This window comes from Enterobacter cloacae complex sp. S2, assembly GCF_015159675.1.
Taxonomy (GTDB): Bacteria; Pseudomonadota; Gammaproteobacteria; order Enterobacterales; family Enterobacteriaceae; genus Enterobacter; species Enterobacter intestinihominis.
In genome coordinates, this window is sequence record NZ_JADDTS010000044.1 from 19,205 (window position 1) to 41,708 (window position 22,504).

The window sequence follows — 22,504 nt, forward strand, 5'->3', positions numbered from 1 at the left end:
ACCAGCGGCGCAGATTTTATAAAGGGCGGAGCGCAACGGCATCCGCCCCCTGTGTTACTGCTGGATACTCGACCGATCCGACATATCGCTGGCAGAGAAAGTTCTGACTGAGGACTGGACCTGTTTTTTTCGCGCATACCGGTCCGGTTGCCCTTCAGGACGCGTTTTGAAGCGACGATGCAGCCACATATATTGCTCGGGTGCCATCATCACCGCACGCTCAATCGCCCTGTTCATCTGCGTAGCCACGGCCACTTTATCGCCTCCCTGCAAGGTATCGCTAATATCGTCCAGGATAATCAGCTCATACCCTGTGCCGTCTGCTTTTCTGCGTGGTACAAACGGGATCACGGCCGGTCTGGCACTTTTCACCAGCATATAGCTCCCGGCAGTTGTCGCGGCGTCCGGGACGGCAAAAAACGGCACAAACACGCTATTCGTTTTTCCATAGTCGTGATCCGGGGCATACCACAGGATCTCATTTTGCTTAAGCGCGCGGATCATGCCCTTCAAATCGTAGCGGTCGAGCATGGTTTTATTGGAACGCAGACGACCGCGCGTCTGTAGCCAGTCGAGCAACGCATTGTTGTTGGGACGATAGACGCCAATACCCGCGTTGAGCATGCCAAAGATGCGTGCGCCTAATTCCAGCGTGAGAAAATGCATGCCAATGAGCACCACGCCCCTTCCTTGCGCCCGTGCCTGTTCCATATGTTCGTAGCCGGTCACGCTGAAGTGTTTGCGCACGCGCCAGTCAGGCCAGAACCACGCGATGCCCGTTTCGATGACGCCCATTCCAACCGATTCAAAATTACGCTCAAGCAAACGCTCGCGCTCACCCTCTTTCATCTCCGGAAAGCAAAGCTCAAGATTTCGTCTGGCGATTTCCACGCGGCGTGGAAGCAGACGCATGGCCAGACGCCCGAGTCCGTGCCCTGCTTTTAACAGAAGCGAATATGGGAGCTGGACCGTACACCAGAGTGCGGCGATGCCTGCCCAACTGAGCCAGTAACGAGGATGAATATAGGCGAGTGAAAACCGAGGTAATTTTGTCATGAAAAAATTATCCTTTTATTATCTGTACTTAATCTGGTGCAGTTGTAGTGCTTACCTGCTGATTTAACGAATATTGTTCGGAGGAGTGAATTGTAGCGGAAACGTTGTGCTGTTTATTATCGATTTTTGCGAAAGGAATGAAAGGCGGGGATCGCCGGGTGATACTGCACCACCCGGCAGGCGAGTTACATCGAATAGCCGGGCTTCTTAATCAGTTCATCCAGTTTAGGTCCAATCTCGGTATCCCAGACCTGCGCCTTCCAGTCAGCTTCCTGGACTTCGTGAAGCGCCACGGAGATTGAGCGATCTTTGCTGTTCAGATGACGGACTATCGTTTCGGCGATATCCGCCGCCAGGGCCGTTTTTTGTTCGTCAGTCAGATCGCGTGGAAAACATTTGATATCAACGTGAGGCATGGGCAGGGCTCCTTTTATAGGTTAGCGTTCCACGTTATCAGATTATGTCGTTAGCTTTTAGCACCTTGTGCAGTTCTGGCAACGCGCAGACGGCATCCGCGATGGCGGTGATATTAGGTGCGTTGGTGGTAAACCACTCATGACCTGGACCCCAGGTACGCACGACGGCAATATAGACGTCAAGCAGCGTAAGCTGTTGGCCAAAGGCATAAGGCGAGGCGCTGAGCTGGCTGTCAAACCACAGATAGAGGGATTTCCGGTACTCAATACAGTTTTTCTTCAGCTGTTCCGGGGCATCAGGCACCCAGCGTTCCGGGTAATCTGCATACGTAAAGGTGGGATAGACGTTCGCCACAAACCAGATGAGCAGGCGCTGAAACTGCTGGCGCTCGGCCTGCCCAACGGGCGGCGCGAGGTCGGGTCGTCTGTCGAGCACCATCAGGGCGATCGCCGCGGTTTCCGTCACGATCGCCCCGTTTTCCAGCTCCAGCGTCGGCACCTGGCACAGCGGGTTCAGTTTCAACAGCAATTCGCGCTGCGGGCCGGGCTGGTCAAACCCATCCACGTTGACGAACTGATACGGGATGTCTGCCAGAGTCAGCATCACTTCACTGATTGCCGATCCCCAGCCGGGTACGCCATAGAGTTTGATCATGTTGCCTCCTCAGGGATGAAAACCCTAAGTGTATACCCGTCATACTTCAAGTTGCAGGTGCGTTGGCTGCATTCACTCACCCCAGTCACGTACTTATGTACGCTCCCGGGGATTCGTTCCCTTGCCGCCTTCCTGCAACTCGAATTATTTAGGGTATAGAGCACCATTAGTAGGTTATCCCGGGCGGATTAACGTCTGAAGACGTCACCGCTTCGCCCGCTTCCCCCCAGCGCGCCAGCACCTTTTGATAATCCCCGCGCTTAATCGCACCGTCCAGCGCAGCCTGCAACGCATACACCAGCCCATTGCCTTTTTTGGTTGTGGTGGCGACATAGGCTTTCTTCGGGCCTAATCCCACGACGCGGGTTTTGCCGGTTAACGCGGCTTTGTAGGCCGAAACGGACTGCGGTCCAAAGAAGACATCCGCCCTGCCGGACTGAATATAGAGATTGCCTGAGGCGTCGTCGGTCAGATAAACCGGCAACGCAGGCTCGCGTCCGGCCTTTTTATTCCCTTCGTTCCAGCCCAGCAGAATACGTTCCTGATTGGTGCCTGACCCGACAATCACCTTTTTACCGGCCAGATCTTTCGCACTGGTGATCGACTGTACGTTGCTGGTGGATTTCACCGAGAAGGCCAGGGAATCGACGCGATAGGTTGCAAAATCGAACTTCTCCTTACGTTGCTCGGTGACGGCGATATTCACCAACGCCACGTCATAGCGCCCGGAAGTGATCCCCAGCGGCCAGTCTTCCCACGCCGTTGGCACCAGCTTCAGCTTCAGCCCCAGACTGCCCGCCAGCAACCGGGCGATATCCGGGTCGCTGCCAATACGGGTGCGGTTATCACTGGCCAGCAGCGCCAGCGGCGGAGAATTCAGGGCTGAAATTGCCACCGTGAGGGTACCCGGCTCAACAAATTTATAGTTCGCCGGGATTTTCCCCACTGCCTGTTGATCAACCGTCACCGGCAGCGGCTGTTCGTTGGCCTTTAAATCAATGCTGGCGTGACTCGCCGTCGTGAAGACCAGCCCCGCCAGGAGTCCATATTTCATCTGCGCTCCTTACAGCACTTTTGAGAGGAACTGGCGCGTTCGCGGATGCGACGGTCGGTTTAACACGTCGTCGCTGCTGCCCTGCTCCACAATTTTACCGTCGACCATAAATACCACCTGGTCCGCCACTTCCCGGGCAAAGCCGATCTCATGGGTGACCACCACCAGCGTAGTGCCGGAGCGGGCGAGCTTTTTAATCACGTCCAGCACTTCGCCAACCAGTTCCGGATCCAGCGCCGAGGTTGGTTCATCAAACAGCATCACGCGCGGGCGCAGCGCCAGCGCGCGGGCAATGGCAATGCGCTGCTGTTGGCCGCCGGAGAGGTGACGCGACCAGGCATCGGCTTTATCGCGCAGACCTACCACATCCAGAAGGCTGTAGGCGTTTTCAACAGCCTCTTTTTTACTGAACTTTTTATGCGCGATGGGTGCTTCAATCAGGTTTTCCAGCACCGTGAGATGCGGAAAAAGATTGAAGTTCTGAAACACGTACCCAACGTTGACGCGCTGTTTGAGGATCTCTTTCTCTTTGAGCTCGTAGAGTTTGTCACCCTGACGGCGATAGCCGATGTAATTCCCGTCAATCTGGATAAAGCCTTCGTCTACGCGCTCCAGATGGTTAATAGTGCGCAGCAGCGTCGATTTTCCCGATCCAGAGGGTCCGAGGATCACCGTCACGGAGCCCGGTGGGATCTCAAGCGTGACGTTATCGAGCGCTTTATGTCGGCCAAAAAACTTACTGACGCCGGTTATGGAAATGTGTCCTTCAGGAGAGGCTTGCATGAACGGGCTCCTGTGCTGACGAAGTGGTGACGGAACGCGCGCGGCTGGTCGCCCGGCTCTGGTTTACGGCGGAGCGGCGCTCGCTGCGGGCGAGTCCACGCTCAATAACATGCTGGATGGCAGACAGTACGGTGGTGATCACCAGATACCAGACGGCCCCCACCATCAACAGCGGGATCACCTCCTGGGTGCGGTTGTAGATCATCTGGATCGTGTAGAACAGTTCCGGCATCGCCAGCACGTAAACCATCGCCGTCCCTTTGGCGAGGCTGATGATTTCGTTAAACCCGGACGGCAGGATGGTGCGCAGCGCCTGGGGGAGAATTATGCGCACGGTGCGACGCCACGCCGGCAGACCCAGCGCAGCGGCCGCCTCATACTGACCGTGGTCGACCCCAAGGAAGCCCCCGCGAATGATCTCCGCAGTATAGGCGCTCTGCACCAGCGTCAGCCCCACGATGGCGGTAGAAAACTGCCCGAGAACGTTGATGGTTTCAAAGCTGCCCCAGGTAATGCCGGTAAAAGGCACGCCGAGAGAGAGCGTGTCGTAGAGATAGGAGAAGTTATAGAGGATAATCAGTACCACGATCAGCGGCAGCGATCGGAACAGCCAGATGTAACCCCACGCCAGGCTGCTCAACAGCCATGATGACGAGAGCCGCGCCAGAGCCAGCATGCCGCCAATCACCACGCTCAGTACGGTGCTTATCAACGTCAGCAGCAGCGTCTGTCCGACGCCTTCGAGGATCACCGGGTCAAAGAACCAGCGGGCAAATACCGCCCATTCCCAGCGCGGATTAAAGGCCACGGACTGGATCACGACCGCCAGCACAAACAGCGCCACCACGGCGCCAGCAGCGCGCAGCGGATAACGTGCCGGGACCACTTTTATGGTTTCAACGTTGCTCATCGTCGCTCCTTATGCGGTTTTGCTGAGCGCTTCGCGGATCAGCGTCTTGGTGAAACGCAGCCGACCGTCGAACGGCGGCTGGCTATACTCTTCCGGGTCGCGGTTGAGATCGAACTGCGGCTGATACCCCTGACTGAGATAGAGCCGCACCGCCTCCGGCTGACGAAACCCCGTAGTCAGGTAGATGTGGCTGTAGCCCGCCAGCACCGCCCGGCGCTCCAGCTCCCGTACCACGCGCGCGGCCAGTCCCTGCTGGCGCAGCGTTTTATTCGTCCAGATACGTTTGATCTCTGCGGTATGTTCGTCGAAGGGCTTGTACGCCCCGGTGGCGATGATCTCGCCATCGCGCTCCAGGACGATAAACAGCCCCTGCGGCGCCAGGTACCACTCTGTCAGCTCGACTTCCGCATCCTTTGAAAAGTAGTCGCCGTAACGAGCGGCGTACTCACCGAAAAGCCCCGCGATAATGGGCTGAAGATCGGCATCTTCCGGCGAAACGTCACGAAATTGTTCCTGCATAGCGCCTCCTTAATCGCCCAGACCCGCCGGGTTAACTTCGGAACTGGAGATACGCTCCACGCCTTCCCCCCAGCGGTTTAGCACCTTGTCGTAATCTCCGTTCTTGATTGCGCCGTTCAGCGCGGTTTGTACCGGTTCGACCAGGCCGCTGCCTTTTTTCAGCGTCACCGCGATATGCGCCGCCTTCGGCCAGCCGCCGTCGACGCTGCCGACAAGTTTGGTTTTACCGTTGAGCGCCGCTTTCCAGGCGCCGATCACGTTCGGGCCAAAGTAGGCGTCCGCGCGTCCCGACTGAAGTGCCAGCGTTTGGGCCGCGTCGTCTTTGGTGTAGATCGGCGTAAAGGGTTTCAGCCCTTTTTTGAGGTTCTCTTCGTTCCATGCCAGCAGAATGGCTTCCTGGTTGGTGCCGGAACCCACGATGATGCGCAGCCCGGCGATATCCTCTGCCTTCACAAGCGAGTTGATGGGACTGGTGGATTTCACGTAGAAGCCAAGTGAATCCTTGCGATAGGTGGCGAAGTCGAACTTCTCTTTGCGCGCTTTGGTGACGGTGATGTTGCTGATAGCCGCATCGTATTTCCCGGAGGCCACCCCCAGCGGCCAGTCCTCCCAGGAGGTGGGAACCACGTTCAGCTCCAGCCCAAGGCTGTCCGCCACCAGACGCGCAATGTCGACCTCACTTCCCAGCAGGGTCTTGTTGTCGTCGGAAAAGACCGTCAGCGGCGGTTGATTCAGTCCCGCTACCGCCACGGTAAATTTCCCCGGCACGGCAAAGCGATAGTCTTTCGGCAGTTGCGCGATCGCATCGCTGTTTTTGGCGGTATTGATCGGCGTTTTATTGGCCTCAATGCTCACCCCGGTGCCGTTAATATTGACGTTCTCTGCCCAGACGGCAGGGGTAAAAGCCAGCGCAAGCGCCAGAATAAGCGATGATTTCTGCATAGCGTTTTTCTCTTTTATTGTTGTGTGAACTGATTTTTGGGCTCGTCTAAGCCCAGACTTTCGCGCAGCGTGGTGCCGGGATAGTCGGTGCGGAACAGGCCGCGCGCCTGTAAAAGGGGGACCACCTGGTCGACAAAGCGCGGGAAGGTGTCCGGCGTACCGCCCTGAATGATGAAGCCATCCGCCGCCTTCTCCTCGAACCAGGCCTGTAAACCATCGGCCACCTGCTCCGGTGTGCCGGAAAAACGCGGGCGCGGCGATGCGGCTTCCAGCGCGACCTGACGCAGAGTTAAGTTGCGCTCACGTGCGTTACGCTTGATTTCATCGGTGGTGCTGCGGAAGCTGTTTTTGCCCAAATCGCCAATATCCGGGAACGGCGCGTCGAGGGAATACTGGCTGAAGTCGTGATGCTCGAAATAACGTCCAAGGTAATTCAGCGCATCATTAATGGAGACCAGTGCCGCCGTGGTTTGATACTGGTTTTCTACGTCATCGGCGTCGTTTCCAACAATCACGCTGACGCCCTGGAATATATGTAAATCCCCTGCGCGGCGGCCGTGACTTTCCAGCTGCTGTTTAACATCGCGGTAAAAAGCCTGGGCTTCTTCCAGCGTGTCATGGTGGGTAAAAATCGCGTCAGCATGTTTTGCCGCCAGCTTTTTACCGTCGTCGGACGCACCAGCCTGAAAGACAATCGGACGTCCCTGCGGGGTGCGGCCAATATTCAGCGGGCCGGAAACCTGGAAGAAATCACCGTGGTGATCCAGAGTATGCAGTTTCGACGCATCAAAGAACTGTCCGCTCTCTTTATTGCGGATAAAGGCATCCCCTTCCCAGGAGTCCCACAGCCCTTTCACCACGTCGAGATACTCATCGGCAATGCGGTAGCGCAGCGCATGCTCCGGGTGTTTTTCGCGGGAGAAGTTCTTCGCTGACCCTTCCAGCGGCGACGTCACCACGTTCCAGCCCGCGCGTCCGTTGCTCAGGTGATCGAGGCTGGCGAACTGGCGTGCAGCGGTGAAAGGCTCGCTGTACGAGGTGGATAACGTGCCGACCAGCCCCAGGCGCGAGGTGATACTCGCCAGCGCGGACAACAGCGTCAGCGGCTCAAAGCGGTTTAAAAAATGCGGAATGGATTTCTCGTTAATATAAAGACCGTCGGCCACAAATATAAAGTCGAGCTTGCCCTCTTCTGCTTTTAAAGCCGTTTCTTTGACGAAATCAAAATTAATGCTGGCATCCGCGACCGCCGCCGGGTGGCGCCAGGCAGACATATTTCCGGATGCACCATGCAAAATGGTCCCCAGCCGCAATTGACGATGTGCAGACATATTCACCTCAAATTAATTAAACGTGTTGCAGGGCTTTTTCCGCGAGCTGAGCAAAATAGCGGGCAGCGGGTTCGATTAATGCTTCGTCCGGGTTAAATGCCGGGTGATGTAACCCAAACGGACTGTTGCTGCCAATGCTGACAAACGCGCCGGGTATGTTTTGCAGATAGACCGCGAAATCCTCCCCGCCCATGTGCAGTTCCGCATGCCGGGTTTCATATCCCGCTTCGCGCGCGACCGAGGTGGCAAACCCGGCCCAGTGTTCATCGTTCACCAGCGCGGTGGGCCCGGCGTACCAGGTGATGTTGATCTGCGCGCTAAAGGCGCTGGCAAATCCGGCGGCGATTTCACCGACGCGCGCTTTCACTTTCTGCTGCACTTCCGTACGGTGCGTGCGCAGCGTGCCCTCCAGCTCAACGCTTTCCGGCAGCACGTTCCAGGTATTCCCCCCGGCGATGCGCGTCACGCTCAGAACGACCGAATCCAGCGTGTTAACGTTACGGCTGGCTACGCTTTGCAGCGCGGTCACCAGCTGGCTTGCCAGCACGATGGCGTCGTTGCCTTCATGGGGACGTGCGGCATGCGCGCCTTTGCCGGTAACATGAATAACGAAGCGATCGACGTTCGCATAGAATGGGCCGCCGCGCGTAGCAAACTCGCCGACCGGCAGTGAAGGCTCGTTATGCATTCCGAAAATCGCGCGTACGTCACGTAACGCCCCGGCCCGCACCATACTTTTTGCTCCGCCGAAATTCTCTTCCGCAGGCTGGAACAGGATCCGCACGCGACCGTTGAGCGAGGCTTCCCGCTCCTTTAGCTTTAACGCAGCGCCGAGGATCACGCTGGTGTGGATGTCATGGCCACAGGCATGCATCACCCCCGCACGCCGGGAGCTAAACGGCACCCCACTGCGCTCGTCGATGGGTAACGCGTCGATATCGGCGCGCAGCGCAACCAGTGCGTTGCCCGTGCCGATCTCCGCAACCAGCCCGGTCTGGAGATCGTAAGGCAGTGGTGCAATCCCGGCCGCCGTCAGCCACTCGCGCAGGCGCGCCGTTGTTTCGACCTCCTGACCGGAGAGTTCAGGGTTCTGGTGCAGCTCACGGCGCCAGGCAATCAGTTGTTCGCTAAAGCTCATACGGTCACCTCCCTGTTAAATCGCGCCTCGGCCAGCAGTCGCAGTGACTGCGCGCGCGTTGCGCCATCAGCGACCGGCGTGTCGATGATAAATTCGTCAATTCCCCACTGCTGATGCAGCGCGTTGAGCTGTTCAAGCACCGAATCCGCCGTTCCGGCCAGCAGAGACTGCGCCCGACGTGCGATGCGCACCGGGTCACTCCCCGCCTGCCGCGCAAAGGCGTAGGCCTGTTCTTCGCTGGCCACGGTGACGCGCTGTCCGTTTACCAGCTCCACGCCCCACACTTCAACCTTCTGCGCCAGCGCATCGGCCTCAGCCTGGGTTGGGGCAACAATGACCTGCACGGCCACAATCACCTCCCGGACGCTGTGTTGACGCCACGCTGTGACGACCTCGCGCAGCAGCTCAGGATCACCGTTCAGATGGGCGGCAAAGACAAAATGCCAGTCGAGGGAGGCCGCCAGTAGCGCGCTTTCGGTACTGGCGCCCAGCAGAAATCCTCGGGCAGGCACCGGCGGCAGCGGCGTGGCGCGAACGTCCTCCTCCGCTGACTGATTTTCAGGGCGGATCCAGCGATCAAGCTGCGTCAGTTGTTCAGTAAAGCTGCCTTTTTCCTGCGGATTTAGGCCGTACTGCAAGGCGCGGGTAGAAAGCGGCAGACCGCCGGGCGCTTTGCCAACGCCCAGATCAACCCGGCCCGGCGCAATGGCGGCCAGTACGTTAAAATTTTCGGCGACTTTATAGGGGCTGTAATGTTGCAGCATGACGCCGCCTGAGCCCACGCGAATACGTTTTGTTTGCCCGAGGATCCAGGCAATCAGCAGCTCCGGCGAGGGGCTGGCAAGCTGCGGGGTATTGTGGTGTTCGGCAATCCAGAAGCGGTGATAACCCAGCGTTTCTGCCTGTTGCGCCAGTGCTAAGGTTCGCGCCAGCGCATCGGCGGCTGTTTCGTGTTCTGCGACGGGGCTTTTATCCAGAATGCTGATTCGCCATGACATGTTGCGTTCTCGTTTGACTTAACATGTCGTCATTATTAAAGGCGGATTTCACCTCTGAGAAACAATTAATTTACATTTGGATTGCCGGAAATCAGCTATAGCTTACCGCTACTCGTTCGGATACTGCTCGTCGGTGACCTTCTCCAGCCATGCCACCGGGCTCCCGTCGACAGCTTCTGCGATGGCGATATGGGTCATGGCCGTCTGCACGCTTGCACCGTGCCAGTGCTTCACGCCGGGTGGGATCCAGGCGATATCACCCTGATTCAGCGGTTCCGCCTCTTTCCCCCACTCCTGTAACCAGCCGCGCCCCTGCGTCACGATCAGCGTTTGTCCAAGAGGATGCGTATGCCAGGCGGTACGTGCGCCGGGTTCGAAGGTGACGGTCGCGCCGCCGACTTTTGCCGGTTCAGTCGCCTGGAAAGGCGCGTCAATACGCACGCAGCCGGTAAACCAGGCCTCTGGCCCCTGAACGGAAGGTAACGAACCGCTACGGATAATTTTCATGATTAACTCCTCGTTTGCTGTTGCGTTAACAGTAGCGTAAAGCCATGGGGAGCATTAGAGTGCATAATCAGAAAGGAACCATGAATTCAATTCATAAATCGAGTAAACCGCCATGTTAAAAGACAACTTCAACGATCTGCTTTCCTTTATGGTCGTCGCCCGGGAGCGCAGCTTTACCCGCGCCGCGGCGCAGCTTGGGGTATCTCAGTCGGCGCTCAGTCACGCGATGCGCAATCTGGAAGCGAGGCTGGAAGTCCGTCTGTTAACCCGCACCACCCGCAGCGTGGCCCCTACCGAGGCCGGCGAGCAACTCTTCATGCGCTTAAGCCCCCATCTGCTGGAGATCGAGCAGGAACTTACCGCGCTGCGTGATACCCGCGACAGACCTGCCGGGAATATTCGCCTAACCGCCGGGGAGCACGCCATGTCTGCCGTGCTGTGGCCTGTGCTTAAACCCTTTATGGCGCAGTATCCTGACATCAACGTTGAAGTCACGGTGGACGATGGGCTGACAGATATTGTCGATGGCCGCTTTGACGCGGGGGTGCGTCTGGGTGAGCAGGTGGCGAAAGATATGATTGCGATACGTATTGCGCCGGACATGCGCATGGCGGTCGTCGGGTCGGCAGACTATTTGCATCGTTTCGGGGTACCGGAAACGCCGGAGCAGCTTGATCAGCACCGCTGCATTAATATGCGCCTGCCCACACGCGGCGGATTATATGCCTGGGAATTTGAACGGGACGGACGTGAGCTGCGCGTGCGGGTTGACGGCCAATTGATCCTCAACAGCCTGCCGCAACGCATTGATGCCGCCGAAAACGGTCTGGGGCTGGCGTACGTCCCGGAAGATGCGGTTCAGGACGCCCTTGCTGAGGGCCGGTTAGTGCGTGTGCTTGAAGCCTGGTGTCCGGCTTTTGCCGGTTATCATCTCTATTATCCGAGCCGCCGCCAGCACACTTCCGCGTTTACATTACTTATCGCAGCTCTGCGGCATCCATAAGTTCTACCTATAGGTAACTATTAAGTAAACCTGATGATTAAATCAGCATTCGCCGACCTTTTTGCCTAAAAAAACGTCACGATTCAGCGCGTTGTGATCGCAGTCTGCTCTGACCACACGATTTCCTTCGACGAGCATCACTTTCGGCACGGTTATATTTTGCGTCGCTTATCAATTGCGGGTAGGATGCCTCGCCATGTTTTGCCTTATCCATACACAGAATGACTGGAAAGGCAGCATGTGTCTGCGCAGAAGCAATCGTTTGTTTCGGCTTCTGCCAGGCAGGACTATCACGTTAATGGTTCAGACAGGCAAACAGGTAACTCAATGAAAACAAGCAATAAAAGCGCAGCCGATCATCATGCTGCTAAACGTCGCTGGTTGAACTCTCATGAAGAGGGCTATCACAAGGCGATGGGCAACCGTCAGGTGCAGATGATCGCCATCGGCGGCGCTATCGGTACAGGTCTTTTTTTAGGTGCAGGCGCACGTCTGCAAATGGCTGGCCCCGCTCTCGCCCTGGTCTATCTGGTGTGCGGGATCTTCTCTTTCTTCATTCTTCGCGCCCTCGGCGAGCTGGTGCTCCACCGCCCTTCCAGCGGTAGCTTTGTCTCTTACGCCCGTGAATTTCTCGGTGAAAAGGCCGCGTATGTCGCGGGCTGGATGTACTTCGTTAACTGGGCAATGACCGGTATCGTCGATATCACCGCCGTTGCGCTGTACATGCACTACTGGGGCGCGTTTGGCGATGTGCCGCAGTGGGTGTTCGCCCTCGGGGCGCTGGCAATCGTCGGGACCATGAACATGATCGGCGTGAAATGGTTCGCCGAGATGGAGTTCTGGTTCGCGCTGGTGAAGGTGCTGGCCATTGTGATCTTCCTGGTGGTCGGGACCGTATTCCTCGGCACCGGTAAACCGCTGGACGGCAACGCCACCGGCTTCCACCTGATTACCGATAACGGTGGTTTCTTCCCGCACGGCCTGCTGCCAGCGCTGGTTCTGGTCCAGGGCGTGGTATTCGCCTTTGCCTCCATCGAACTGGTCGGTACGGCGGCAGGTGAATGTAAAGATCCGCAGACGATGGTGCCAAAAGCCATCAACAGCGTGATCTGGCGTATCGGTCTGTTCTATGTGGGCTCCGTGGTATTGCTGGTACTGCTGCTGCCGTGGAATGCATACCAGGCGGGGCAAAGTCCGTTTGTGACCTTCTTCTCTAAGCTGGGCGTGCCGTACGTGGGCAGCATCATGAACATCGTGGTACTGACTGCCGCGCTCTCCAGCCTGAACTCCGGGCTCTATTCGACGGGCCGTATCCTGCGCTCCATGTCGATGGGGGGCTCTGCGCCGAAGTTTATGTCGAAGATGAGCAAGCAGCAGGTGCCTTACGCGGGTATTCTGGCTACGCTGGTGGTGTATATCTTTGGCGTGTTCCTGAACTATCTCGTGCCGTCTCAGGTGTTTGAGATCGTGCTGAACGTCGCTGCGCTGGGCATCATCGCCTCCTGGGCCTTTATCGTGGTGTGTCAGATGCGTCTGCGCAAAGCAATTAAAGAAGGGAAAGCGGCTGACGTCAGCTTCAAGCTGCCGGGCGCGCCGGTGACCTCCTGGCTTACCCTGCTGTTCTTGTTGAGTGTACTGGTGCTGATGGCCTTCGACTACCCGAACGGTACTTACACCATCGCCACAATCCCGCTGCTGGCGGTGCTGTTGATTGCTGGCTGGTTTGGCGTGCGTAAACGCGTGAATGAAATCCACAGTACCGCCCCGGTTCATCCTGGAGATGACAATCAGGATGGTCCGCTGGTGGAAGAGACGTCGCGTTAATAAAAAAGCCGGGTGGCGGCTACGCCTTACCCGGCCTGCATTTCATTGTTTTCCAGGCCCGGTAAGCGCAGCGCCACCGGGCAATTCCCACCTTAAAGCGCGATACGAATCACATCGTCAGGCTGAGTGGCTTCCTGCTGACGGGTAGACTTCTGTTTCACCGTCACGTACAGCGTTTTACCGTCCGCAGACAGCGCCAGGCTGTTCGGGTAAACCGGCGTATCGAAGGTTTTGGTCACTTTGTAAGTTTTGGCGTCAATCACGCTCACCTTGCCCGCCTCGCGGTGCGTAACATAGGCTTCGTTACGCGCCGGGTTAAACAGTACGGCCAGCGATTCTGGCGCGGCGATTTTCTGCATTACGCTGCCATCTTTCAAATTCACCACCAGCACTTCAGGCTGTTTTGAATCCGTCACAAACGCACGCTGGCCGGCAGTGTCCAGGCTCAGGTTCAGGTAGAAGTGCTCTTTTCCGTCTTCCTGTACTTTCTTACGGCTGAGGATTTTGTTGGTCGCGGTATCAATGGTCACCAGCTCACCGTCCGCATTGGTGGTATACAGGCGTTTTGCCTTCGCATCCAGCGCCAGTCCGGTGCTGAACGTGCCGGTGTTCGTGATGGTGTCCTTCAGCTTCAGCGTTGCGCCATCAACAACCCAGATCACGCTCTCCTTGCCGATGCCGGTAATGTATACCGTATTGGTCGTGTCATCGGCCACCAGCTGGCGCGGCTGAAGCGGCTTCACCGTGTCGCTACGTTTGCGATCGTCCAGCACCAGGCGCCCTTTCACCTCGCTCGTTTTGGCGTCAATCGCCGTCACGGCACTGTTGACGGTGTTACCGAACCACAGCGTCTGGGTGGCGTTATCGATCGTGGCGCCAAACGGCTTGAGATCGTTATGAATCGCCTGCGTCACTTCCAGCGTGACCGGATCCAGACGATAGACCACGCCGCCCTTATCGGTTTTGCGGCTTTGTGACGTCGCAACCCACAGCGCGTTTTCCTGCTGGCTGACGGCCATTTCATACGCGCCCTTGCCGACCGCTTTGCGCAGCATCTCTTCAGCGGCATGAACCTGGAACGTACCGGCAAACAGTAAAGAACCCAACAGCAGAGACCCACGCAGGCGCGGCGAGCACAGATGACGTAAAGACATAACAATTCCTTTTTAAATGAGGATATTTACCGCTGACATCGCTTCCGGCGGGCAAAGTCATCGCTTTGCCGTTATTTTAATGAGAATAGTAATCATTAATGAGTTGAATGTGGAGTCTTTCTTTCCTGCAAAACCTTACATTCACGAAATGTGCGGTTATAGTTTTCATAACATTTACAAAGGATTTAACATATATACACAGGTTCCAGTTGATTTGGTTCGAATTTTTTCTTAACCGGCTTACTCCATGAGAATTATTACTGCCCATAAGGCATCACTACCCCTGTTGTTCGTTCCCGTCATTTTTGGCCCGCTGAGTGCGATGGCCGCGGATGAACAGACCCTGATCGTCAGCGCCACGCCGCAAACCGTCTCAGAACTGGACACCCCGGCCGCCGTCAGCGTGGTGAGCGGCGAGGATATGCGACATGCCACACCGCGCATCAACCTTTCTGAATCCCTTGGGAGCGTACCTGGCCTGCAAATCCAGAACCGCCAGAACTATGCTCAGGATCTGCAACTTTCCGTTCGCGGATTCGGCGCGCGCTCAACCTTCGGCGTACGCGGGATCCGCATGTACGTGGACGGCATTCCGGCAACCATGCCCGATGGCCAGGGGCAGACATCAAACATTGACCTCAACAGCATAGAGAGCGTCGACGTGCTGCGCGGCCCCTTCTCGGCCCTGTACGGTAATGCCTCCGGCGGCGTGATCAACATCAACACCCAGACTGGACAACAGCCAGCCACCATTGAAGCCAGCAGCTATTACGGCAGCTACGGCACCTGGCGTTACGGCATGAAGGCCACCGGGGCGGTGGGTGATGGTACTCAGGCGGGCGATGTGGATTACGCCGTATCCACTACCCGTTTCACCACCCATGGCTATCGCGACCACAGCGGCGCGCGCAAAAACCTCGCCAACGCGAAACTGGGCGTGCGTATTGATGATGTCAGCAAGCTGACGCTGATTTTTAACAGCGTGGACATGAAAGCCAACGATCCGGGCGGACTGAGCTATCAGGAGTGGCAGAATAACCCGCGCCAGTCACCACGTGGCGATCAGTACAACACGCGTAAGACCATTAAGCAGACCCAGGCCGGGATCCGCTACGACCGTCAGCTGAGCGAACAGGACGACCTCAGCGTGATGATGTATGCCGGTGAGCGTGAAATGACTCAGTACCAGTCCATTCCGGCGTCCACTCAGCGCGAGAATCCTGCGCATTCGGGCGGTGTGATTGATATGCAGCGTCACTATCAGGGTATTGATACGCGCTGGACCCACCGCGGTGAGCTGCTGGTTCCGGTGACATTCACCACCGGGCTGAACTACGAAAATATGAGTGAAAATCGTCGCGGGTATGAGAACTTCGTGATGGACAACGGCGTGCCGGATTATGGCGTGAAGGGTAATAAACGCCGTGACGAACGCAATCTGATGTGGAACCTGGATCCCTACCTGCAAACCCAGTGGCAGCTAACGCAAAAACTGTCCTTAGAGGCGGGCGTACGTTATAGCTCCGTCTGGTTTGACTCCAACGATCGTTACATTACCCCGCAAAACGGCGATGACAGCGGTGACGCCAGCTACCACAAATGGCTCCCGGCAGGTGCGGTGAAATACGCCGTGACCGACGCATGGAACCTGTATGCCGCGGCAGGACGGGGATTTGAGACGCCGACCATCAACGAACTTTCCTACCGTTCTGATGGCAAAGGTGGCCTCAATATGAACCTGCAACCGTCCACCAACAACACCTATGAGATTGGCAGCAAAACCCGCATCGGCAATGGCATCCTGACGGCGGCGCTGTTCCGCACGGATACCGACAATGAGATCGTGGTGGACGAAAGCAAGGATGGTCGCACGACTTATAAAAACGCGGGAAAAACGCGCCGTCAGGGTGTGGAAATTGCGCTCGACCAGCAGTTTGCCGAGAACTGGAAGCTGAAGATGGCGTGGACCTATCTTGATGCCACCTACCGCACCAACGTCTGTAGCAATGCAGACTGTAGCGGCAACCGGATGCCGGGGATCGCCCGTAACATGGGTTATGCGTCGTTTGGCTGGGAGCCTGAGGAAGGCTGGTACGCGGGGGCAGATGCCCGCTACATGAGCGATGTCATGGCCAACGATACCAACACCGCTAAAGCGCCCTCTTATACCGTAGTGGGCCTGAATACCGGGTATAAACTCAACTACGGCAAATGGGGAATGGACGTCTTTGGTCGCGTCGATAACCTGTTCGATAAAGAGTACGCCGGTTCAGAGATTGTTAACGCTGGCTACAACCGCTATTACGAACCTGCCCCTGGTCGTAACTATGGCGTGGGCCTGTCGGTCTCTTATCGTTTTGAGTAAACCATTCTCCGGCAGCGCACGTTGCCGGTAAAAAAATAGGCAAAATAACATCATTCCCGGTTGCCTGATGCGCCGGGAATATAATCAAGGACGTTTGATACAAATAAACAAATAAGTGCGCCAGAGGGATCCTTAACTGTAGTATTGCCGTTGCAGAAGAATATTGGCTTCATCAATGGCTTTGTCGATCGCTTCCCGGCTGGCCGTCACATCCCTTTGCTCAAGCGCAGAAAGCAGATCGTCATAATGATAGGTCGCTGCGGGAACCTCGCTTAACTCTTCATGCAGATAGTGAATGCACGGACCAATCCGTACCCAGAGCTGCTCAATCAGCGAGTGAAGGGTCGGCATCTCGGCATACTGATAGAGCGTGAACCGGAACACGCGGTTGGCATGGATCGCTTTCTGTACATCGCCCTGATGCATGGCGGCACTGAAGTTATCTGACAGCGCGCGTAACGCATCCAGTTTGGTCTCGGTCATATTCTGGCACGCCGCCGCAACGGCCATGGGTTCAAGCTGCTTTCTGATGGCGTTAATTTCGTTATAGCGTTTCAGCGTCACTTCTGGCACCAAAAACGCCTGCGCTGGCGTGGCCTGTAATGCCCCCGCCGACACCAGGCGCAGCAGGGCTTCGCGCACCGGTGTGATACTGGTGCCCAATTTATCCGCAATCTCTTTTGTAACGAGTCGAGCCCCAGGTTTTAATGAGCCCGTAATTAATGCTCCCTTTAAACTGTTCTCTACTTGCAAAGTCAGACTGATTCTTTGTGCTTTTTCCATATGTTCCAAATCAAGCATGTTTAATTCCCGTAGCCAAACAAAATGCCATTTTCAGCGTCTGTTTAAAAAAACATCGCCGGTAAGATATATCCTGTATCGTCATGCCTGGTATGAGGGGCGCGCGTAATATTAAAATCGTTCAAATAATATTGCATTTTTTACTTCTGGCTCAGCTGGGCCGAGGCGCGCAAAGCTTATGGATTAATTAAAGACAATATATCGTATCTTCACAAATAATTATGGCGGACACTGCCCGCCATAACCGATGCTCTGTTTAGTCGGCCGCCACGCGGATCACAACCTTGCCGAAGTTTTTCCCCTCAAGCAGGCCAATCAGGGCGTCCGGCGCCGCGTCCAGCCCTTCCGTTACCTGCTCGCGATAGTGAATTTTGCCTTCCTGCACCCAGCGGCCCATTTCCTGCTGGAACTCGTCAATACGATGACCATAGTCCTGCGCGATAATAAAACCCTGCATACGGATGCGTTTTTTCAGGATGGTCCCCATCAGTAGCGGTAAGCGGTCCGGACCCTCCGGCAGGTTGGTCGCATTGTAGCCGCTGACCAGTCCGCAAACCGGCACGCGCGCGGAGGTATTCAAGAGCGGCAGCACGGCGTCAAAGACTTTACCGCCGACGTTTTCGTAATACACATCAATGCCCTGCGGGCAGGCTTTTGCCAGTTGTTCGTCAAAATCATCCGCATGGTGATCCAGACAGGCGTCGAAACCGAGCACGTCGACCGCATGACGGCATTTTTCGTCCCCGCCAGCCACCCCGATGACCCGGCATCCTTTGATTTTACCGATCTGCCCCACCGTTGCGCCGACCGGCCCCGTGGCCGCCGCCACGACAAGGGTTTCCCCTGCCTGAGGCTGGCCGATATCGAGCAGCCCCATATACGCGGTGAAGCCCGGCATCCCTAGCACGCCGAGTGCCCATGAAGGATGCGACGGGTTTTCACCCAGCTTCACCAGCCCCTGCCCGTCGGATAGTTCATACTCCTGCCAGCCGCTGTAACCCAGAACCCATTCACCCTCTTTATAATCCGGATGACGGGAGGTCTCGACGCGGCTTACCGTGCCGCCCACCATCACCGCGCCAATCTCGACCGGAGGTGAATAGGATGGCGCATCGCTCATACGGCCTCGCATGTACGGATCAAGCGAGAGCCATACGGTGCGTAATAACACCTGCCCCTCTGCGGGCGCGGGGATCGGCTGCTCTTCCAGGCGGAAATTATCGGCAACCGGCGCGCCGTGTGGACGGGAAGCCAGTACCCAGCGTCGGTTTTGCGTAGTAGATTGACTCATTCATCGCTCCTTACTGCTGAAAATGTCATTCAAGTCTGGCACGTTATCCTGCGGATCGCCTGTGCATTATGAGCCGGACTGATTAAGCCGCACGACCAGATAAAGGCACGATTCATCCGTTTCGTTGATAAACCGGCAGTCGTTTGGCGGCCCGAGTTCCAGACAATCTCCGGCCTTCATTTCATGGCGAGTATCCCCCTCCAGAAAGACCAGTTCACCTGCCTGCAACCAAATCAGCTGTCGTGCCAGCGCATAAGAGGAGGCGGGCATCGGCACATCGCTGCCTGCGGGTAGCTCCACCTGGACGAGGTCGATAGGCATATCGCTGCGCGGCGACACATGGCGACGCAAATAGTGGGTTTGCGGATCGCGCCAGACGGGCTGGTTCGCCAGACGTAACAGTTTGCCCTCCTGCATTTCCGCGCGCGCAATAAGCGTAGACATGCTAATACCGAAGGCACCGGATAACCGCGCAAGCAGCGTCGCCGTTGGGCTACTGTCACCCCGTTCAATCTTATGGATCATGGCGCGTGAGATACCTGCCCGTTCGGCCAGTTCGCTTAATGACCAGCCCCGCGACTCGCGTTCAAGGCGTATGCGGGCGCTAATGCGTTGATTCATATTGTCTGTCATTGTATTCATGACGTCATACTATAGTGTACGGATGGTTTTTCGGGGCAGTTTTGTGACAAAAAAATAGGGATTTTGTCGTAGCGATGCAATATAAGAACTGTGTAATATTGTGAGTAAATCGTACTACTATAGTGAACAACACAGCCAGAGGTTACCCATGATTGTTCGTCATGCCTGCAAAGAAGATTGTGCCGCTATCGGTGAAATTTATAACCATGCGGTGCTGCACACCGCCGCCATCTGGAATGATAAAACTGTCGACATCGATAACCGTATCGCATGGTTTGAGGCGCGTACTCTGTCGGGTTATCCAGTGCTGGTCAGTGAAGAAGACGGAGTGGTGACGGGATACGCCTCATTTGGCGATTGGAGAGCGTTCGACGGATTTCGCCACACGGTGGAGCACTCGGTGTACGTTCATCCCGAACATCAGGGCAAAGGCATTGGCCGGCTGCTAATGACGGAGTTAATCAAGGAAGCCCGCCAGATCGGTAAACACGTGATGGTTGCCGGTATTGAGGCGCAGAACCAGGCGTCAATTCATCTGCACGAAACCCTGGGCTTTATTACCACCGGCAATATGCCGCAGGTGGGAACCAAATTCGGTCGCTGGCTGGACTTAACCTTTATGCAGCTCCAGCTTGATGAGCGCAGCGATCCGGATGCTCTGCCATGAATCAATCGTTGACGTTAGCGTTTCTGGTAGCCGCCGGGATTGGGCTGGTGGTGCAAAACACCCTGATGGTGCGCATTACGCAATCTTCCTCCACCATTCTTATCGCCATGCTGCTGAACTCGCTGGTGGGGATTGTGCTGTTTGTCAGCATTTTGCTGGTGAAAAATGGCCTGGCGGGGTTTAACGAACTGGCGTCAACGGTGCGCTGGTGGACGTTGATCCCCGGCCTGCTGGGGTCTTTTTTTGTCTTTGCCAGTATTAGCGGCTATCAGAATGTGGGCGCGGCAACGACCATTGCCGTCCTGGTGGCAAGCCAGCTGATTGGCGGCCTGGTGATGGACATCCTCAAGAGCAACGGCGTTCCCCTGCGCGCGCTGGTTGGCCCGGTCTGCGGCGCAGTGATGCTGGTGGTCGGCGCCTGGCTGGTGGCGCGGCGCCAGTTTTAACCCTTACAGAATAGTCCCACCCTGCGTAAGGTGGGCATGGCGTGCCTCCGCCTCTTCTTTATGCTGCTTACCATGATGCGCAATCGCGGTGCGCAGGCGCTGCTGCTGGGTATAGCGATCTTCACGGCTGAGCTCTGCATCATCGCTTAATTCGATCAGCAGTTCGTTCATGTGAGTAATTACGCTCTCTTCGATGGTGGCATCGACGCGGGCGATAACATCATTTAAATGTGACATTGTCACTCCTTTTCACGTGCCCGGTGGCGCTACGCTTACCGGGCCTACATTTGACACCCGAGGCCGGGTAAGGCATAGCCGCCACCCGGCAAAATACGATCAGTTCAGCTTCGCTTTCGAGAAATCGCTGCCCATCAGGCTTACGCTGTACCCGGTCACATTGCTGCGGGTCGCGTAGAACGTTTTGCCGTTAGCTAACGCAATCCACGGTGCCTGCTGGTAGAAAATCTCCTGTGCCTGGCCATACAGCTTCGCACGTTCGTCCGGGTTGCTGGTCAGTTTGGCCTTTTGCACCAGCTCATCATACCCCTTATCACACCAGCGCGCGGCGTTAGATCCGGTTTTGATGCTGTTACAACCCAGCAGCACATCGGCGAAGTTGTCCGGATCGCCGTTATCAGACATCCAGCCGAACAGCGCGGAATCATGCTCGCCTTTACGCATGCCGGAGAGATACTCCCCCCACTCGTATGAGACGATTTTCGCCTTCACGCCCACTTTCGCCCAGTCAGCCTGGATCATCTCCGCAATGCGTCGCGAGTTCGGGTTGTACGGACGCTGAACCGGCATGGACCAGAGGGTCACTTCCGCGCCCTTATCCAGACCCGCCTGCTTCAGCAGCGCTTTCGCTTTTTCCGGATCGTAGCCGTAATCCTTCAGGTCTTTGTTAAAGCCGAGCATGTTCGGCGGGATCGGCGATTTAGCGACCGTACCAGACCCCATAAAGACCGCGTTAACAATGGCCTTTTTGTCCGTTGCGTAATTCAGAGCCTGGCGCACCAGCACGTTATCAAACGGTTTTTTCTCCGTGTTGAACGCCAGGTACCCCACGTTCAGCGCATCCACCGAGTGCAGGGTCAGGTCTTTGTTTTTCTTGATCGCTTCAAACTGCACCGGCGACGGCGCAGGAATGATCTGACACTCGTTCGTTTGCAGCTTAGCCAGACGCGTCTCAACGTTTGGCGTGATGGAGAAGATCAGGTGTTTGGTCGGCACCTCTCCCTCCCAGTAGTTCGGGTTGGCGACGTAGCGGATAAGCGAATCCACCTTGTACTGCTGAAGCACATACGGCCCGGTGCCGATTGGCCAGGTGTCCACATTTTCAGGCGTGCCCTTTTTCAGCATCGCGTCCGCGTACTCGGCAGAGAGGATCGAGGCGAAGTCCATTCCCCAGTCGGCCAGGAAAGCCGCGTTGGGTTCGCTCAGCGTGAACTGAATGTGATAATCGTCGATCTTTTTCACATCCTGAATGAGCTTGTCGAGGCCCACGTCATTAAAGTATTCGTAATTACCCTGGGAAACATTGTGATAGGGATGCTTAGGGTCTTTCTGACGCATAACGGAGAAAATAACGTCATCAGCGTTAAAATCACGGGTCGGTTTGAAGTATTTATTGCTGTTGAATTTCACCCCTTTACGCAGGGTAAACGTGTATGTTTTGCCGTCTGGCGAAATGGTCCACGACTCCGCAAGAGAAGGCACCGGCGTGTTTTTTACCGGGTCGAAGTTAATCAGACGGTTATAGAGCGTTTGCGAGCTGGCAACAAACGAGGGGCCAGAGCTGGCGATCTGCGGGTTAAACGACTCCGGCGACGCCTCAGAGCAGTAGATAATGGTGTCTTTGTTTGCCGCCCATGCGGCGCTTGCCGGTAGCAGCGCGCTCAGCGCGAGGGCGAGCACGGTTTTCCCTGTAAACATGGTTATTACCCTTTCGGTTTTATTATAGTGAACAGTAATAACAGCACAGACGTTTTGGCCTGACAAA

The 22,504-nt window shown here is 56.3% G+C and carries 21 protein-coding genes and 1 pseudogene; 5 read left to right on the forward strand and 17 right to left on the reverse strand.

From position 1 onward, the window contains the following. Window positions 1–54: 54 nt before the first annotated feature. The 11 genes and pseudogenes from IPZ49_RS19620 to IPZ49_RS19675 all read right to left on the reverse strand — a co-directional run bounded on the left by IPZ49_RS19620 (window position 55) and on the right by IPZ49_RS19675 (window position 10,309). Window positions 55–1,056, reverse strand: coding sequence for a Kdo(2)-lipid IV(A) acyltransferase (locus IPZ49_RS19620; RefSeq protein WP_063145864.1), 1,002 nt, complete (start codon window positions 1,054–1,056; stop codon window positions 55–57). A 185-nt stretch (window positions 1,057–1,241) separates the two neighbouring features. Beyond that, window positions 1,242–1,472, reverse strand: coding sequence for a tautomerase PptA (pptA, locus tag IPZ49_RS19625; protein WP_022648223.1), 231 nt, complete (start codon window positions 1,470–1,472; stop codon window positions 1,242–1,244). 37 nt (window positions 1,473–1,509) lie between these two features. Continuing rightward, a complete protein-coding gene (locus IPZ49_RS19630; protein WP_022648224.1) occupies window positions 1,510–2,127 on the reverse strand; it encodes a glutathione S-transferase family protein in 618 nt (205 codons plus the stop codon). A 166-nt stretch (window positions 2,128–2,293) separates the two neighbouring features. Further along, on the reverse strand, window positions 2,294–3,181 hold the full coding sequence (locus tag IPZ49_RS19635; RefSeq protein WP_063145863.1) for a transporter substrate-binding domain-containing protein: 888 nt from the start codon (window positions 3,179–3,181) through the stop codon (window positions 2,294–2,296). Between the two features lie 9 nt (window positions 3,182–3,190). Further along, window positions 3,191–3,964: an amino acid ABC transporter ATP-binding protein gene (locus tag IPZ49_RS19640; protein ID WP_063145862.1), complete on the reverse strand. Its 774-nt coding sequence runs from the start codon at window positions 3,962–3,964 to the stop codon at window positions 3,191–3,193. Further along, the gene (locus IPZ49_RS19645) at window positions 3,948–4,874 is read right to left on the reverse strand and encodes an amino acid ABC transporter permease (protein WP_022648227.1); all 927 of its coding nucleotides are present in this window, start codon (window positions 4,872–4,874) and stop codon (window positions 3,948–3,950) included. The genes IPZ49_RS19640 and IPZ49_RS19645 overlap by 17 nt, the downstream gene beginning before the upstream one ends. Window positions 4,875–4,883: 9 nt before the next feature. Beyond that, window positions 4,884–5,393, reverse strand: a complete 510-nt coding sequence (locus IPZ49_RS19650; RefSeq protein WP_063145861.1) for a GNAT family N-acetyltransferase — start codon at window positions 5,391–5,393, stop codon at window positions 4,884–4,886. Between the two features lie 9 nt (window positions 5,394–5,402). Beyond that, window positions 5,403–7,666, reverse strand: a pseudogene (locus IPZ49_RS23235) (NtaA/DmoA family FMN-dependent monooxygenase). A gap of 16 nt (window positions 7,667–7,682) precedes the next feature. Next, entirely contained in the window at window positions 7,683–8,804 is a 1,122-nt protein-coding gene (locus IPZ49_RS19665) for an amidohydrolase (protein WP_063928893.1), read from the reverse strand. Continuing rightward, window positions 8,801–9,802, reverse strand: a complete 1,002-nt coding sequence (locus IPZ49_RS19670; RefSeq protein WP_063145858.1) for an MsnO8 family LLM class oxidoreductase — start codon at window positions 9,800–9,802, stop codon at window positions 8,801–8,803. The genes IPZ49_RS19665 and IPZ49_RS19670 overlap by 4 nt, the downstream gene beginning before the upstream one ends. A gap of 108 nt (window positions 9,803–9,910) precedes the next feature. Further along, complete coding sequence (locus tag IPZ49_RS19675) at window positions 9,911–10,309, reverse strand: cupin domain-containing protein (RefSeq protein WP_063145857.1); 399 nt, start codon at window positions 10,307–10,309, stop codon at window positions 9,911–9,913. 112 nt (window positions 10,310–10,421) lie between these two features. Here IPZ49_RS19675 and IPZ49_RS19680 point away from each other — a divergent pair, with 112 nt between their 5' ends. Next, window positions 10,422–11,312 (forward strand): LysR family transcriptional regulator, encoded by an 891-nt coding sequence (locus IPZ49_RS19680; RefSeq protein WP_063145856.1) that lies wholly within the window; start codon window positions 10,422–10,424, stop codon window positions 11,310–11,312. Window positions 11,313–11,639: 327 nt separating this feature from the next. Further along, on the forward strand, window positions 11,640–13,136 hold the full coding sequence (ansP, locus tag IPZ49_RS19685; RefSeq protein WP_038416116.1) for an L-asparagine permease: 1,497 nt from the start codon (window positions 11,640–11,642) through the stop codon (window positions 13,134–13,136). A 92-nt stretch (window positions 13,137–13,228) separates the two neighbouring features. On the opposite strand, the gene IPZ49_RS19690 is transcribed toward ansP, so the two are convergent. Then, entirely contained in the window at window positions 13,229–14,290 is a 1,062-nt protein-coding gene (locus tag IPZ49_RS19690) for a YncE family protein (protein ID WP_022648236.1), read from the reverse strand. 247 nt (window positions 14,291–14,537) lie between these two features. Between IPZ49_RS19690 and pqqU the strand changes: the two genes are divergently transcribed. Beyond that, window positions 14,538–16,655: a TonB-dependent receptor PqqU gene (gene pqqU / locus IPZ49_RS19695; protein ID WP_063145855.1), complete on the forward strand. Its 2,118-nt coding sequence runs from the start codon at window positions 14,538–14,540 to the stop codon at window positions 16,653–16,655. A 132-nt stretch (window positions 16,656–16,787) separates the two neighbouring features. Here pqqU and IPZ49_RS19700 read toward each other — a convergent pair whose 3' ends face one another. The 3 genes from IPZ49_RS19700 to IPZ49_RS19710 form a co-directional block, all read right to left on the reverse strand. Next, complete coding sequence (locus tag IPZ49_RS19700) at window positions 16,788–17,456, reverse strand: GntR family transcriptional regulator (protein ID WP_063145854.1); 669 nt, start codon at window positions 17,454–17,456, stop codon at window positions 16,788–16,790. Between the two features lie 256 nt (window positions 17,457–17,712). Next, window positions 17,713–18,747: an NADP-dependent oxidoreductase gene (locus IPZ49_RS19705; protein WP_063145853.1), complete on the reverse strand. Its 1,035-nt coding sequence runs from the start codon at window positions 18,745–18,747 to the stop codon at window positions 17,713–17,715. 66 nt (window positions 18,748–18,813) lie between these two features. Then, the gene (locus IPZ49_RS19710) at window positions 18,814–19,389 is read right to left on the reverse strand and encodes a helix-turn-helix domain-containing protein (protein ID WP_017382277.1); all 576 of its coding nucleotides are present in this window, start codon (window positions 19,387–19,389) and stop codon (window positions 18,814–18,816) included. Window positions 19,390–19,537: 148 nt separating this feature from the next. Between IPZ49_RS19710 and IPZ49_RS19715 the strand changes: the two genes are divergently transcribed. After that, entirely contained in the window at window positions 19,538–20,056 is a 519-nt protein-coding gene (locus IPZ49_RS19715; protein WP_063145852.1) for a GNAT family N-acetyltransferase, read from the forward strand. Then, window positions 20,053–20,502, forward strand: a complete 450-nt coding sequence (locus tag IPZ49_RS19720) for a DMT family transporter (protein WP_022648242.1) — start codon at window positions 20,053–20,055, stop codon at window positions 20,500–20,502. The genes IPZ49_RS19715 and IPZ49_RS19720 overlap by 4 nt, the downstream gene beginning before the upstream one ends. 3 nt (window positions 20,503–20,505) lie before the next feature. On the opposite strand, the gene IPZ49_RS19725 is transcribed toward IPZ49_RS19720, so the two are convergent. Together IPZ49_RS19725 and IPZ49_RS19730 are read right to left on the reverse strand one after the other, a co-directional pair. Next, on the reverse strand, window positions 20,506–20,739 hold the full coding sequence (locus IPZ49_RS19725) for a YdcY family protein (RefSeq protein ID WP_022648243.1): 234 nt from the start codon (window positions 20,737–20,739) through the stop codon (window positions 20,506–20,508). A gap of 99 nt (window positions 20,740–20,838) precedes the next feature. Further along, a complete protein-coding gene (locus tag IPZ49_RS19730) occupies window positions 20,839–22,437 on the reverse strand; it encodes an ABC transporter substrate-binding protein (RefSeq protein ID WP_063145851.1) in 1,599 nt (532 codons plus the stop codon). Window positions 22,438–22,504 lie beyond the last annotated feature (67 nt).